The sequence below is a fragment of the Diaminobutyricimonas sp. LJ205 genome, assembly GCF_009755725.1.
In the GTDB taxonomy this organism is placed as follows: domain Bacteria; phylum Actinomycetota; class Actinomycetes; order Actinomycetales; family Microbacteriaceae; genus Ruicaihuangia.
This window is the reverse complement of record NZ_CP046619.1, coordinates 2333959-2348704: the sequence shown is the minus strand read 5'-3', so window position 1 is coordinate 2348704 and position 14746 is coordinate 2333959. Positions and strand designations below refer to the sequence as shown.

At 66.9% G+C, this 14746-nt stretch carries 14 protein-coding genes; 10 read left to right on the top strand and 4 right to left on the bottom strand.

The genetic code is table 11. The features are described from left to right. Nucleotides 1-89: 89 nt before the first annotated feature. Nucleotides 90-803: a TetR/AcrR family transcriptional regulator gene (locus tag GO591_RS11400; protein ID WP_157156927.1), complete on the top strand. Its 714-nt coding sequence runs from the start codon at nucleotides 90-92 to the stop codon at nucleotides 801-803. Between the two features lie 55 nt (nucleotides 804-858). Here the strand turns inward: GO591_RS11400 and GO591_RS11395 are convergent, their stop codons facing one another. Then, a complete protein-coding gene (locus tag GO591_RS11395; RefSeq protein ID WP_157156926.1) occupies nucleotides 859-1293 on the bottom strand; it encodes a VOC family protein in 435 nt (144 codons plus the stop codon). 448 nt (nucleotides 1294-1741) lie between these two features. Here GO591_RS11395 and GO591_RS11390 point away from each other — a divergent pair, with 448 nt between their 5' ends. The 8 genes from GO591_RS11390 to GO591_RS11355 all read left to right on the top strand — a co-directional run bounded on the left by GO591_RS11390 (nucleotide 1742) and on the right by GO591_RS11355 (nucleotide 9983). Then, nucleotides 1742-2110 carry an ArsR/SmtB family transcription factor gene (locus tag GO591_RS11390; protein ID WP_157156925.1) on the top strand — a complete coding sequence of 123 codons (369 nt, stop codon included), beginning with the start codon at nucleotides 1742-1744 and terminating at the stop codon, nucleotides 2108-2110. 115 nt (nucleotides 2111-2225) lie between these two features. After that, entirely contained in the window at nucleotides 2226-2876 is a 651-nt protein-coding gene (locus tag GO591_RS11385; protein ID WP_157156924.1) for a GntR family transcriptional regulator, read from the top strand. A 51-nt stretch (nucleotides 2877-2927) separates the two neighbouring features. Then, nucleotides 2928-4427 (top strand): MmgE/PrpD family protein, encoded by a 1500-nt coding sequence (locus GO591_RS11380; RefSeq protein ID WP_157156923.1) that lies wholly within the window; start codon nucleotides 2928-2930, stop codon nucleotides 4425-4427. After that, nucleotides 4427-5332, top strand: coding sequence for a methylisocitrate lyase (gene prpB, locus GO591_RS11375; RefSeq protein ID WP_157156922.1), 906 nt, complete (start codon nucleotides 4427-4429; stop codon nucleotides 5330-5332). Before GO591_RS11380 ends, prpB begins: the two co-directional genes overlap by 1 nt. Before the next feature lie 26 nt (nucleotides 5333-5358). Further along, nucleotides 5359-6465, top strand: a complete 1107-nt coding sequence (locus GO591_RS11370) for a bifunctional 2-methylcitrate synthase/citrate synthase (protein WP_157156921.1) — start codon at nucleotides 5359-5361, stop codon at nucleotides 6463-6465. Then, nucleotides 6466-7293: an aldo/keto reductase gene (locus GO591_RS11365; RefSeq protein WP_157156920.1), complete on the top strand. Its 828-nt coding sequence runs from the start codon at nucleotides 6466-6468 to the stop codon at nucleotides 7291-7293. It abuts the gene before it with no gap. Between the two features lie 3 nt (nucleotides 7294-7296). After that, the gene (locus tag GO591_RS11360) at nucleotides 7297-8067 is read left to right on the top strand and encodes a sulfite exporter TauE/SafE family protein (protein WP_157156919.1); all 771 of its coding nucleotides are present in this window, start codon (nucleotides 7297-7299) and stop codon (nucleotides 8065-8067) included. Nucleotides 8068-8108: 41 nt separating this feature from the next. Continuing rightward, nucleotides 8109-9983, top strand: coding sequence for a thioredoxin domain-containing protein (locus GO591_RS11355; protein WP_157156918.1), 1875 nt, complete (start codon nucleotides 8109-8111; stop codon nucleotides 9981-9983). 50 nt (nucleotides 9984-10033) lie between these two features. On the opposite strand, the gene qcrB is transcribed toward GO591_RS11355, so the two are convergent. Then, complete coding sequence (gene qcrB, locus GO591_RS11350; protein ID WP_157156917.1) at nucleotides 10034-11698, bottom strand: cytochrome bc1 complex cytochrome b subunit; 1665 nt, start codon at nucleotides 11696-11698, stop codon at nucleotides 10034-10036. A gap of 145 nt (nucleotides 11699-11843) precedes the next feature. Between qcrB and GO591_RS11345 the strand changes: the two genes are divergently transcribed. Continuing rightward, nucleotides 11844-12767: an RNA polymerase sigma-70 factor gene (locus GO591_RS11345; protein WP_157156916.1), complete on the top strand. Its 924-nt coding sequence runs from the start codon at nucleotides 11844-11846 to the stop codon at nucleotides 12765-12767. A 12-nt stretch (nucleotides 12768-12779) separates the two neighbouring features. Here the strand turns inward: GO591_RS11345 and GO591_RS11340 are convergent, their stop codons facing one another. Continuing rightward, the gene (locus tag GO591_RS11340) at nucleotides 12780-13376 is read right to left on the bottom strand and encodes a CoA-binding protein (RefSeq protein ID WP_157156915.1); all 597 of its coding nucleotides are present in this window, start codon (nucleotides 13374-13376) and stop codon (nucleotides 12780-12782) included. After that, nucleotides 13373-14686, bottom strand: coding sequence for an O-acetylhomoserine aminocarboxypropyltransferase/cysteine synthase family protein (locus tag GO591_RS11335; protein ID WP_157156914.1), 1314 nt, complete (start codon nucleotides 14684-14686; stop codon nucleotides 13373-13375). The genes GO591_RS11340 and GO591_RS11335 overlap by 4 nt, the downstream gene beginning before the upstream one ends. Between the last annotated feature and the right edge of the window lie 60 nt (nucleotides 14687-14746).

The window sequence follows — 14746 nt, the reverse complement described above, 5'->3', positions numbered from 1 at the left end:
TAGCGCTCCAAACATACTGTCAGTATCTGGATACTGAAAGTATTGGAATGCTAGCGGTATGTCAATGCCTCGACGCGTAAGATCTGCTTATGGCTGAGCTTCCTTCCCCTCTCTCGCGGCAGGAGAGCCAGCGGAAGACGCGGGAGGCGCTGATCGGCGCGGCGCGTGCCGTGTTCGCCCAGGACGGCTATCACGGCGCAAACCTTGAGCTCATCGCGCGCGAGGCTGGTTTTTCCAAGGGCGCCGTGTACTCCAACTTCGACGGCAAGGCGTCGCTGTTTCTCGCGGTCATGGACGCGAACATGGAAGCGGCGCTCGCCGAAGGTGGCTGGGATGTCTTCGAGGAACCCGCCGAGCCGGACACGGGACGCTTCGGCAGCGAGGAGGTCGTCGCAGCGATCAAGGGGTTCGCCCTCGCCACCCTCGAATTCATCGCCACTGCAGGCCGCGATGAGGAGCTTGCGGTCGAACTGGGCAAGCGGATGCAAGGGCTGATCGACGCCTACGAGGCACTCGCCCAAGAGTCGCGGCCCGACGACGAAGAACTGTCGGCGAATGAGGTGGGCGCCCTGCTCACGGCGTTGGATCAAGGCGCGGCCTTGCTCACGTTGAGCGGTAGTGCCGCAATCGACCAGCGACTGCTCCGCGTGGGGATGCAGCGTCTCCTCGACCCGGGCAGGCCTGCGACATCCGAAGACGGCGACACGGCTGGGGAGAGTGCTGGCCGACCAGCACTGCACGATTCGGTGATCCAGCAGCGGATCGTGTCCGCGATGAAGGATCGCGGCTCGTCGGAGGAGTAGTAGCTGTCGCGGATCGAGCATCGCCGAGATCTCGGCAAGCTCGATCAGCGGATGGTTAGGCCTGCTCGGCCGCCCACTGCTCGGGGCCGACCTCGGCTGCCTTCGGGTCCATCCAGAGCACGCTGAACAGGTTGCCGTCGGGGTCCTCGAAGTCACGCGCGTACATGAAGCCGTAGTCCTGTGCGTCACGGTGCTCCGTGCCTCCGGCAGCCAGCACCTTCTCGAGGAGCGCGTCGACTTCCTCACGCGAATCGCGGCTGAGCGCGGTCTCCACCTGCAGCGTCGTGCGCGGGTCGGCGATCGGCTTGTCGGTGAAGGTCTGGAAGAACTCGCGGGTGAGCACCATCAGAAAGATGTTCTCGTCGATCTGGACACTGGCAGCGTTCTCGTCGGTGAAGTTCGGGTTGATGGTCCAGCCGAGGCTTTCGAAGAAGGCCTTCGAGCGCTCCAGATCGGTGGTGGGCAAGTTGACGAACACGTTGGTGGGCATGAGGTCTCCTTTGGGTTACCACCCAACCTGCGGGCGCGCGCCCGGTTGTGTCAATAGCCCCATCCGTTGGTTGAGCAGCCACGCGAGCGGGAGCTGGGGTCAGTCGATTTGCGTGTGTCACTTTCGGGTGACATAGCGGAATCGCGGCGGTCGTTTTGCGTGTGTCACCCAGGGGTGACATACCGAAAACGGGGGTCTCGGTCTTGCGTGTGTCACTTAGGGGTGACCTAGCGAAATCTGGGGTGCCGGTCCTGCGTGTGTCACCTTGGGGGTGACATAGCGAAAACCAGGGTGGCGTCTTACGTGTGTCAGCTTGGAGTGACACAGGGAAAACGCGGGTGTCGGTCCTCCATCCGGCTTCTCCTCCGCAGTAGCGGCTTGGTTGCCTGCATTCACCGGCGTTTCATCAGCGGGCGAGGAGGCGACCCCGCTGACGGAGAATGCGCGCATGGATCCCTTCACCGTGCTCGGGAACCCGGTTCGTCGCCGGCTGGTCGAGATTCTCTGCAGCGGGTCCCACACCTCGGGCATGCTCACGGCAGCCGTCATGACCGAGTTTCGCATCAGTCGGAGTGCGGTTCAGCGACACTTGGCCACACTCGTGCGTCTCGACTGGGTGGATATTCGACCGGACCGCACCGAACGTCACTACTCGCTTCGGGTGGAGGTGCTCGACTCGCTCGCGGCCGAGTGCGGCTGGCTCTATTACCTTTGGCAGCGGCGGATCGGATGGCATGAGCGGAACGCGCCGCAGCTCTGGCACACGACTCCCTTCGATCCGGACGTGTATACACAGATGTGGCGAAACGTGCAATAACTCGGGTCTATTGCCAATCTTGCGTGAGTTCTGTATACATGAAGGGATGCTTTCGGCATCCGGAAGCATCCGGAAGCGTCCGCAAGCATCGTCACATCGCGGGGAAGGAGTCGGTATGCGCGCAAGCGACAAGGCCTACCGAACCCTGCGTGAGGAGATCGTCGGCTGGCAGCTCCGCCCGGGCAGCGTGCTCGGAGAGGTCGAGCAGTCCACCCGGCTGGGCGTCAGCCGCACCCCACTACGCGAAGCGCTGTCGCGTCTCACTGCCGATGGCCTGGTCGCCCAACAGGCCGGCCGCGGACTGGTGGTGACGGATGTCTCCCAGAGCACGATCCGTGAACTGTTCGAGGTTCGCCGCGCCCTCGAAGTGCAGGCCGCCCGACTGGCTGCCGTCCGTGGCGACGCTGACGAGTTCCGCGCCCTCGAAGCCGAGTTCCTCGCCGTGCCAACCCTGCTCGAAAGCGACGACCCCGACCGGCACGGGTACTACGACCTCGTCGAGCGCTTCGACGACGCACTCGACGACGCCGTTGGGAACCCATACCTGGTGGGCGCGCTGCGCGGGCTGCGCACACACCTCGCCCGGGTGCGCCGGCTCGCCAAGGATGATGTCGCGCGGCTGAGGTCCGCGGCATCCGAGCACCTGCTCATCGTCCAGGCGATCGTCGCCCGCGACCCGGAGCTGGCCGAGCACGCCACCCACGTCCACCTGCACCACGCCCTGCAGAATGCCCTCGCGACCACGCAGTCGCTCCAGTCCGCCTGAGACTCTCCAGTCCCTGAGACCTCCAGTCCCTAAGAAAAGGAACCCCGCCCAGTGAAGCAGCACGCAGTCCGCACCTACCGAAGCGAAGAGAACCTGCCGCGCGAGCAGCAGCTTGCCTGGAAGATCGCCGAGGTCGCCTCCGAGCAGCTCGAGCCGACCGCCGAGGTCACCGACATGGTGATCAACCGCGTGATCGACAACGCAGCCGTGGCCACCGCCTCGCTCACCCGGCCGCCGGTGGTGGCCGCCCGCGAGCAGGCCGAGCGGCATGCCGGGGTCGAGCCCGGGTCGACCGTGTTCGGCAGCCAGTCCCGGGTCAGCCCGGAGTGGGCTGCCTGGGCGAACGGGGTCGCGGTGCGCGAGCTGGACTACCACGACACCTTCCTGGCTGCGGAGTACTCGCACCCCGGCGACAACATCCCGCCGATCCTCGCGGTCGCGCAGCACACCGGCCGCAGCGGCGCCGACCTGCTGCGCGGCATCGTCACCGGCTACGAGATCCAGGTCGACCTGGTCAAGGCGATCAGCCTGCACAAGCACAAGATCGACCACGTCGCCCACCTCGGCCCGTCGGCCGCGGCCGGCATCGGCACCCTGCTCGGGCTGCCCACCGAGACGATCTTCCAGGCCGTCGGCCAGGCGTTGCACACCACGACCGCGACCCGTCAGTCGCGCAAGGGCGAGATCTCCACCTGGAAGGCGCACGCCCCCGCGTTCGCCGGCAAGATGGCGGTCGAAGCGGTCGACCGGGCAATGCGCGGCCAGACCAGCCCCACTCCGATCTACGAGGGCGAGGACGGTGTCATCGCCTGGCTGCTGGATGGCCCGGAGGGACGCTACGAGGTGCCGCTGCCCGATCGCGGTGAAGCCCGCCGGGCAATCCTCGACAGCTACACCAAGGAGCACTCCGCCGAGTACCAGGCGCAGGCCTGGATCGACCTTGCGCGCAAGTTGGGCGCGCAGCATCCGGAACTCCGCGACCCGAAGAACGTGACCCGGGTGGTGCTGCACACCAGCCACCACACCCACTACGTGATCGGCTCCGGGGCGAACGACCCGCAGAAGTACGACCCCAGCGCGAGCCGCGAGACCCTCGACCACTCGATCCCGTACATCTTCGCGGTCGCACTGCAGGACGGCAGCTGGCACCACGTCGACTCCTACGCGCCGGTCCGCGCGAACCGGCCGGACACCGTCGAGCTCTGGCAGAAGGTCACCACGGTTGAGGACGCTGAGTGGACGCGCCGCTACCACTCGAACGACATCACCGAGAAGGCGTTCGGCGGACGGGTGGAGATCGACCTCGCCGACGGCCGCCGCGTGGTCGATGAGATCGCAGTGGCGGACGCGCACCCGCTGGGTGCCCGACCGTTCGCCCGCGAGCAGTACGTGCAGAAGTTCCGCGGCCTGGCCGCCGGCGTGCTCGAGCAGGACGAGATCGAACGCTTCCTCGACGTCGCCCAGCGACTGCCCGAGCTGAGCGCCGCCGAGCTCGCCGGGTTGACCGTGAACGCCGACCTGCCGCGCGGCACCACGAAGGGGATTTTCTAATGCTGTACTCCGAGAAGGCTCCCGCCGAAAAGCGCGCCTGGCTGCGCGAGCGACTCGCCAGCGGCGAGTTGTTGCAGCTTCCCGGCGCGTTCAACCCGCTGTCCGCGAAGCTGATCGAGGAGAAGGGCTTCGACGGGGTCTACATCTCCGGCGCCGTGCTGGCCGCCGATTTGGGCCTGCCGGACATCGGCCTGACCACGCTGACCGAGGTCGCCGGCCGCAGCGCCGCGATCAGCCGGATGACCAACCTGCCCACGATCGTCGATGCCGACACCGGCTTCGGCGAACCGATGAACGTCGCCCGCACCGTGCAGGAACTCGAGAACGCCGGCGTCGCCGGCCTGCACATCGAGGACCAGGTCAACCCCAAGCGTTGCGGACACCTGGACGGCAAGCATGTCGTCGACGCGGACACCGCGATCAAGCGGATCCGCGCGGCTGCCGATGCCCGGCGCGACCCCAACCTGCTGATTATGGCTCGCACCGACATCCGCGGTGTTGAAGGCATGCAGGCCGCGATCGACCGGGCCAAGCAACTCGTCGACGCGGGCGCCGACGCGCTGTTCCCGGAGGCGATGAAGGACCTCGCCGAGTTCGAGGCCATTCGGCGTGCGGTCGACGTGCCGGTGCTCGCGAACATGACCGAGTTCGGCAAGAGTGAACTGTTCACCGCCGACCAGCTGGCCGGCGTCGGCGTGAACATCGTGATCTACCCGGTGACCCTGCTGCGCAGTGCAATGGGGGAGGCTGAACGTACACTCGACGCCATCCAGCGCACCGGCAGCCAGCAAGTGGCCGTGGAAGGCATGCAGACCAGGGCTCGGCTGTACGAGTTGCTCGATTACGAGGCCTACAACACCTTCGACACCAGCGTCTTCAACTTCCAGGTCCCAGGCCTGAAGTGAGCGACGAGAACCACAAAGGAGTGACTATGAACGAAGAGATTCGCAAGGGCCTGGCTGGAGTCGTCGTCGACACGACCACGATCTCCAAGGTGAATGCCGAGACCAACTCGCTGCTGTACCGCGGCTACCCGGTGCAGGAGCTGGCCGCGAACTGCACCTTCGAGGAGGTTGCCTACCTGCTCTGGTACGGCGACCTGCCCACCCCGGTGCAGCTCGAGGAATTCCAGGCCACCGAGCGCTCGCTGCGCCACCTGGAACCGCTCGTGAAGCGCGTGATCGACGAACTGCCGACCACGGCACATCCGATGGACGTGGTGCGCACGGCGGTCAGCGTGATCGGCGCGAATGATCCGGATGCCGCATCCAGCGACCGCGAATCGAACCTCACCAAGTCGATCCGGCTGTTCGCCCAACTGCCCGCGATCGTCGCCTATGACCAGCGGCGGCGCCGCGGTGAGCACCTCATCGAACCGCGCGACGACCTGGCCTACTCGGCGAACTTCCTGCACATGACCTTCGGCGAAGTGCCGCAGCTGTCAGTCGTGAACGCGTTCGACGTGTCGATGATCCTGTATGCGGAGCACTCGTTCAACGCCTCCACGTTCACCGCCCGGGTGATCACCTCCACCCTGAGCGACCTGTACTCGGCGGTGACCGGCGCGATCGGTGCGCTGAAGGGGCCGCTGCACGGCGGCGCCAACGAGGCGGTCATGCACATCTTCGACGAGATCGGCGACGCATCGAAGGCGGAGGCCTGGCTGGAAGCCGCCCTCGGCGCCAAGCGCAAGATCATGGGTTTCGGGCACCGCGTGTACAAGCACGGCGACTCCCGCGTGCCGACGATGAAGGCGGCGCTCGACACGCTCGTGATGGAGTACGACCGGCCCGACCTCGCCGAACTCTACGATCGCCTGGCCGCAGCGATGGATGAGAAGAAGGGCATCAAGCCGAACCTGGACTACCCGTCGGGTCCCGCGTACCACCTGATGGGATTCGATACGCTGACCTTCACCCCCCTGTTCGTGGCCAGCCGCATCACCGGCTGGACTGCGCACATCATGGAGCAGCTCGAGGCGAACGCCCTGATCCGGCCGCTCAGCCAGTACACGGGGGCTGACGAAAGGCACCTGTAGATGACCGTCACCATGCTCGAGCTGAACTCCGGCTACCAGATTCCCCAGCTCGGGTATGGCGTGTTCCGGGTGGACCCGGCCGAGACCGAACGCAACGTCAGTGATGCGCTCGAGATCGGCTATCGGCACATCGACACCGCGGCGATCTACGGCAACGAGGAGGGCGTCGGGCGGGCGATCGCGGCATCCGGGATTCCGCGTGAGGAACTGTTCATCACCACCAAGCAGTGGTACGAGAACCAGGCCGACGACCGCTCGCCCGCGGCCATGCAGGAAAGCCTCGACAAGCTCGGGCTGGACTACGTCGACCTGTACCTGATCCACTGGCCGGCGCCGCAGCGCGATACCTACCTCGAGGCATGGCACGGCCTGGAGCGGCTGCGCGACGAGGGCAGGACGCGCTCGATCGGGGTGTCGAACTTCCTCGTGCCCTACCTGGAGCGGGTCATCGCCGAGGGCGGCACCGTGCCCGCGGTCAACCAGATCGAGCTGCACCCGGCGTACCAGCAGCGCGAGGTGACCGCGTTCGCCCGGTCGAAGGGCATCGAGATCGAGGCATGGGGCCCGCTAGGCCAAGGCAAGTACGACCTGTTCGGTGAGCCGGCAGTCGCCTCGGCCGCGGAAGCACACGGCAAGACCCCTGCGCAGGTGGTCATCCGCTGGCACCTGCAGACCGGAAACATCGTCTTCCCGAAGTCGAACCGGCGCGAGCGGATGGCGGAGAACTTCGACGTGCTGAACTTCGAGCTGAGCGCGGATGAGGTTGCTGCGATCACCGCGCTCGAGCGCGGCGGACGTGTTTCATCGCACCCCGCCGAGGTGAACTAGGCGGTGCGCCGCCCCGGGCTTCTCACGCTCGCGGTCATCGGCCTGATCGCCGGATTCTTCTCGGGATTATTCGGCGTCGGCGGCGGCATTCTCATTGTGCCGCTCCTGACGCTCGCGCTCGGGTTCGGGCAACGCCTTGCGAGCGGCACCTCGCTGACCGCAATCCTGCCGACCGCGGTCGCCGGCAGCGTCGGCTACCTGCTGCAGGGTCAGGTGAACTGGGGCGTGGCCCTGTGCCTCGCCGTCGGCGCGATCGGCGGGTCGCTGCTGGGCAGCTGGCTGCTGCAGCGCATCCCCCAGGGCGTGCTGCGGTGGATGTTCATCGCATTCCAGGTGGCGATGGCGGTGCGCCTGTTTTTCCTCGTCCCCGAGCGCGATGCTGATCTGGCCCTCGATGCGCCGACCGCCGTCGCGCTGGTCGGGCTGGGCGTGGTGACCGGGATCCTGTCCGGGTTGCTCGGTGTCGGCGGCGGAGTAATCGTGGTGCCGGCGCTGATGGTGTTCTTCGGCATGGGGGACCTGGTCGCCAAGGGCACGTCGTTGATCATGATGATCCCCACCTCGATCACCGGCACCATCGCCAATGTCCGGCGCGGAAACACCGACGTGCGCACGGCGCTGACGATCGGAGCGTTCGCGATCCCGGCATCCTTCGGCGGCGTTGCGCTCGCGGTCTGGCTGCCGCCGCTGCTCGGCAGCATCCTGTTCGGATTGCTGCTGCTGTTCACTGCGGTGCAACTCGCGGTGCGCGCGCTGCGGTCGCGCGGGAAGTAGTACACGTGACCCCTTGGCAGACGGGGTCGTAGGCTGGCCGCATGGCCGAACGACTGCGGGACGCCGTCAGTCCCTACCTCAGATCCCACGCCGACAACCCGGTCGACTGGTGGCAGTGGGGCGCCGAACCCTTCGCGGAGGCCGCGCGGCGCGATGTGCCGGTGCTGGTGTCAATCGGCTACTCCACCTGCCACTGGTGCCACGTCATGGCCCGCGAGAGCTTCAGCGACCCCACGCTCGCGGCCGCGCTGAATGAGCGTTTCGTGGCGATCAAAGTCGACCGTGAGGAGCATCCTGACGTCGACTCCAGCTTCATGGCCGCAGCGTCCGCGTTCACGCAGCAGCTCGGCTGGCCGCTCACCGTGTTCGCGACGCCGGAGGGGAAGGCCTTTTTCGCGGGCACCTACTTCCCACCGGTGACCCTGCGCGGCGTGCCCTCCTTCGGCGAGGTGCTGGCCGCGGTGGCCGATGCCTGGGCGGAACGTCGGGATGAGGTGGAGGCGACCGGGGATGCCGTGGCGCAGGCGCTCGCCGCATCCACTCGGTTCGACTCGAACCCCCTGCTCAGCGATGACGACTTCACCAGCATCGTGCGCACCCTTGCTGGCCACGAGGACCAGCAGTTCGGCGGGTTCGGGGGAGCCCCGAAGTTCCCGGTGGCGACCGTGCTGCTCGGCCTGCTCGATCTCGGATCGCTCGGCGATGCCCAGGCGTGGGCACTCGCCCAACGCACCCTCGCCGCCATGGCCGCCTCGCCGTTGCTGGACCGGGTCGAGGGCGGATTCTTCCGCTACGCAACCGAGCGCGACTGGTCGGAGCCGCACTACGAGCGGATGCTCTATGACAACGCGCTCCTGCTGGCGGCCTACGCCCGCGATCGTCGCATCGAGGTAGCCGAGGGCATTGCTGATTTCCTGACCGGGGTGCTGCGGCTGCCGGGAGGCTTCGCAAGCGGACAGGACTCCGAGAGCGTGATCGATGGGCGCAAGGTCGAAGGCGAGTACTACCGGTACACCGACCGGGCCGAGCTGGAACCGCCGGCGCTCGACGACAAGGTTCTGACCGGCTGGAACGGCCTGGCGATCGAAGCTCTGGCACTCGCCGGGCGGTTGCTCGATCGGCCGGGCTGGATCGATGTTGCACGCGAAGTCGCCGACGGACTGCTGGAACGGCACCGGCGAGCGGATGGCACTCTCCTCCGCGCATCGACCGGCGATCGTATGTCGGAGGCCTCTGCCACCCTGGAGGACTATGGGATGCTCGCAGGCGGGCTCCTCGAACTCGCGCTGTCCACCGGGGAGGTTCGCTACGCGATAGTGGCACGGGAACTCGTGGATGCGTGCCTGGTCGGCGGCGAGGACACGAGCTCTGGCGGCGTGGATGCGGCCGCCGCGCTGACAGGGGGAGCGCTGCCGTTCGGCGTGCCGGGCGGCCCGGATCCGGTGCTCGCCGCGCACGGCACCGCGCTCGCGCACGACCCCAGCGAAGGGGCGTATCCAAGCGGATCCAGTGCCATCGCCTCGGCCGCGTACCGGCTGTACCTACTCACCGGTGACCGGCGCTACCGCGACGCCAGCGAGCGCGCGATGGCCCTGGTTGCGGGTCTCGCCCGGCAGGCTCCGGTGTCGTTCGGCTCGGCGATCGGATTGATGAGTGCGCTGAATGCGCCGGTCAGCCAGCTCGTCGTCGTGAGCGATGATCCGAACTCTCCGCTGGTGGCTGCCGCTCGCCGGTGGATGCGCAGTGGAACGGTCTCGACTGCGGTGACCAGCCCGCAGGCCCAGGCGTTCGCCGAGGCCGGGTTCGAACTGTTCGACGGTCGGCAGACGGCGGACGGCCGGGCAACCGCCTACCTCTGCGCTGAGTTCGTGTGCAACCTTCCGGTCACTGACCTGGCCGAATTGCGGCTGCCGTGATCCGACCTTCACGGCCGTGATTTCATCTTCGCGAACTCACTTCCGTGCGCTCACCTCCGTGAACTCACTTCCGTGAATTCCACACCGGAGTGGAGCGTCTCCCTGGTCCGGGCCGCGGCCTCAACGGCCGGGTCATCGGCGGGCGGGATGTGGTCCTCGAGGAACCACTTGGCCAGCCTGGCCCTGACCAGGTGGGTGGCCCGGATGCGACCGCGGTCGTCGGGTCGGGCGATGAACGGCTTCGGGTGTTCGTGCGCGACGAGCTTCCAGCGGTCGTACTTGTCGAGCGGCTCGTGCACCTCGATGTATTCGCCGCCGGGGAGGCGCACGATTCGGCCGGTCTCGTAGCCGTGCAGGGCGATCTCACGGTCCTTCTTCTGCAGGGCCAGGCAGGCGCGGCGGGTGAGCTCGAACGCGATCAGCGGCCCGACGAGGAGTGCGATCTGGAAGCCGATGATCACCGACTCCAGGCCGAGCCCGAACCGGGTCGCGGCGATGTCGGCGCTGGCGGCTCCCCAGAGCACACCGTAGAACACCATTCCGGCAACGCCGATCCCGGTGCGGGTGGCCGCGTTCCGGGGCCGGTCGAGGATGTGGTGATCCTCTCGGTCATGGGTGATCCAGCCCTCGATGTATGGGTAGAGCGCCACCATGGTCAGGAACACGCCGACCACGGCAAGCGGCACGAGAACCGCCAGGGTCCAGGTGTAGCCGAACAACTCGAACTCCCATCCCGGAGGGACGAGCCGCAGGGCGCCGTCGAGGAATCCGGTGTACCAGTCGGGTTGGCTTCCCGCCGACGCGTTGCCTGGGTCGGCTGGCCCGTACAGCCAGATGGGGCTGATCGTCACCGTCGCCGAGATCAGCATCAGCACGCCGACAACGAGCGCGAACAGTCCGCCGGCGCGGGCCGTCGCGTTCGGGAGCATAGGAACGCCGACAACGTTGTCTTCGGTGTGACCGGGCGCGGCGAACTGCGGCGGCTTGTGGGTGTAGGACGACCAGGCCCGGCCGATCAGCAGCACCACCAGGGCCACTGGGACAATCAGGACGTGGATCGGGTAGAGGTGCTCAACGATCGAACCCGGGAACTCCCCGCCGAACAGCAGCGCCGACATCCAGCTGCCGATGACCGGGATGCCGAGGACGATGCCCTCGACGATTCGAAGCCCCGAGCCGGAGAGCATGTCATCCGGCAGTGCATAGCCGCTCCATCCGCCGGCGAGCGCCACGATCAAGAGCAGGAACAGCATCACCCAGCTGGCCTGGCGGGGCCGACGGAATCCGCCGGTGAAGAACATCACCAGCAGCTGCATGATGATCGCGGCCGGCAGCAGCAAGGCCGCCCAGTGGTGCAGCTGCCGCAGCAGCAGCCCGCCGCGCACCTCGAACGAGATCGTCATGGTCGAGTCGAATGCCTTGGACACTTCCGCGCCGGTCAGCGGTGTGTAGCTGCCGTTGTAGGTGACCGGCTCGCTGGACGGTGTGTAGAAGAACATCAGGATGACCCCGGAGACAAACAGCACGGCGACGCTGGCGAACGCGACCACCCCGAACAGGTTGCTCCAGCGCACAGGAACGCGCCGACTCCTAAGCTCGGCGGCGATCCGGACCAGGCTGCCACCCAGTGCGGTGCGGGTGCGGAGGTAGCCGCCGGCTCGCTCCGCGATCGAGCCTCGTGCGTGATGATTTCCGGTCTTCTGCGTCGTCCGCATGACAACCCTCCAAAGCGTCTCACTAGGTATGACTCCCCCGGGATCCGTTTTGTGACATGGACAGCGGATGTCACAGACGGCCGGGCTGTCTCGTCTTGAGTACGAGAAGATGAATCTGAAATCAGAGGGTCAAGGAGGAGCTCGCATGAGCCGGGCCGAAGAGTTCGAAGAGCTGCGGCCGCTGCTGTTCGCCATCGCCTACCGAATCCTCAGCAGCGTGAGCGAGGCCGAGGATGCGGTCCAGGAGACCTGGCTGCGCTACGAAAGCTCGGTCACCGAGCCCACCTCGACCAAGGCCTTCCTCTCTGCTGTGGTCACCCGCATCTCGATCGACGTGCTGCGCTCGGCCCGCTCCCGGCGCGAGCAGTACGTCGGGGAGTGGTTCCCCGAACCCCTGGTCGCCGACCCGTACGAGGATCCGGCGCGGTCGGCGGAGCTGGCCGATTCGGTGTCGATGGCGGCCCTGCTGCTGCTGGAACGGCTCAGCCCGCTCGAACGAGCGGTGTTCGTGCTGCGCGAGGTGTTCGCGTTCGGCTTCCCCGAGATCGCATCCGCGGTGGGACGGTCCGAGGCCGCCTGTCGGCAGCTCGCGGTGCGGGCCAGGCGGCACATGGACACCGGGCGACCTCGGTTCGAGGCGGACCGGATTCAGCGCGATGCGTTGGCGTCCCGCTTCTTCGACGCACTCAAGGACGGCGACGTCGGGGGACTGCAGGAACTGCTCGCCGCTGACGTTCAGATGGTCGCGGACGGTGGTGGCAAGGCTCCGAACCTGCCCAGGGGTATCTTCGGTGCCGACAACGTCGCGCGAACCCTCGCCGCCTTCCTCCCCACGCTCTTCCAGGTCGGGGGCCAGCTGGAGTTCCACGAAATCAACGGCCAGCCTGGTGCGATCTTCCGCGACCGGGAGCAGAAAGTGCTCGCGACCTGGGCGCTCGACGTGCTCGACGGTCGGATCCAGACGATCCGCGCGGTGATCAACCCCGACAAGCTCGCGCATGTTGGACTGGTCGCGGATGCCTGGGCCGTAGCCGCCGAAGCGAAAGAGGCGCGACGGCGAACGCGGTGAATCGCCGGCCTGCTAGCTCGCCGCCTTGTGCGCAGTGATCACTCCGGTGTCGAAGCCGAACAGCTTGAGGCCGCCGCCGAAGCGGGCGTGCTCGACCTTGATGCACCGGTCCATCACCACGGTCAGTCCCTTGGACTCGCCGTAGTAGGCGGCTTCCTCGTTCCAGATGCCGAGTTGCACCCACACCGTCTTGGCGCCGATCTCGAGCGCGTCGTCGATGACCTGCGGGATGTCACCGGCCTTGCGGAACACATCGACGATGTCGGGCACCTCGGGCAGCGACTTCAAATCCGGATACGCCTTCTGGCCGAGGATCTCGGTGGCGTTCGGGTTCACGAAGTACAGCCGGAAGTTGCTCGACTGCTGCAGGTAGGTGGCCACGAAGTAGCTGGAGCGCGCCGGGTTCGGCGAGGCGCCGACGATGGCGACCGACTTGGCGCGACGCAGGATGCCGAGCCGCTCTTGCGCGGACGGGCCGATCCAGGTGCGCTGTGACTTCAGCAGCTTCGCGAGCGGCGAGTTCGCCGGCAACCCGCAGGTCAGGCCGTTCGCCAACTGGACGATCTCGGTATCCGAGCTGGTGGTGTTGTAGGTTGTCGTGTCGGTCATGCTGCCGCTGCTCCTGCCGCCTGGTCGAGGGCCTGATCGAGGTCGTAGATGATGTCATCGACATCCTCGATGCCGACGCTCAACCGCACAAGCCCCGCGCCAACGCCCGCCTCGGCGAGCTGCTGCTCGGTCAGCTGGGCGTGCGTAGTGGAACCGGGGTGGATGATCAGGGTCTTCGCGTCGCCGATGTTGGCGAGGTGGCTGGCCAGGTTCACCGATTCGATCAGCTTCTGGCCGGCCGCGCGGCCGCCCTTGACACCGAAGCTGAACACCGAACCGGGACCGTTCGGCAGGTACTTCTTCGCCCGATCGAAGTGCGGGTGTGATTCCAGACCCGCCCAGTTGACGTACTCGATGCGCGGGTCGGCCTCAAGCCAGCTGGCGACCTGACGCGCGTTGTCGACGTGCGCCTGGATCCGGTACGGCAGCGTCTCGACGCCCTGCGCGAGCAGGAACGCCGAGTGCGGCGCCAGGGTCGGGCCGATGTCGCGCAGCTGCTCGGCGCGCAACCGGGTGAGGAAGGCGTACTCGCCGAAGTTGCCGTGCCAGTTCAGGCCGCCGTAATGCGGGACGTCCTCGTCGAACAGCGGGAAGCGGTCGTTCGCCCAGTTGAACCGACCGGATTCGACGACCACACCGCCGAGGGTGGTGCCGTGCCCGCCGAGGAACTTGGTGGCGCTGTGGATGACCACGTCGGCGCCCCACTCGATCGGCCGGTTCAGGTAGGGGGTGGCGATCGTCGAGTCGATGATCAGCGGGAGGTCATGCGCGTGCGCCACCTCGGCGAGGCCCTCGAGGTCGGCGACCTCGCCGGACGGGTTCGCGACGATCTCGGCGAAGATCAGCTTGGTCTTGTCGGTGATCGCGGCGGCGTAGTCGGCCGGGTCGGAGGAGTGCACGAATGTGGTCTCCACGCCGAACCGGCGCAGGGTGACATCCAGCTGGGTGACCGAGCCGCCGTACAGGCTGGCGGAGGCGACGATGTGGTCGCCCGCCCCGGCGAGCGAAGCGAAGGTGATGAACTGCGCCGACAGCCCGCTGGCGGTGGCGACGGCACCGAGCCCGCCCTCGAGGCTGGCGATGCGCTCCTCGAATGCGGCGACCGTGGGGTTCGCCACCCGGCTGTAGATGTTGCCGTACTTCTGCAACGCGAATCGGGCTGCCGCGTCCGCGGTGCTGTCGAAGACGAAGGCACTCGACTGGTAGATCGGCAGCGCACGAGCGCCGGTGGTGGCATCCGGAATATTGCCCGCGTGAATTGCCCGCGTCTTGAACCCGTAGCTTCTGTCAGAACTGTCGCGATCAGCCATGCGCCCAATTTAGCCGGGTCTTCGGGCCCGGATGCGCCGGCGAGCAACCTGCCGTAACAG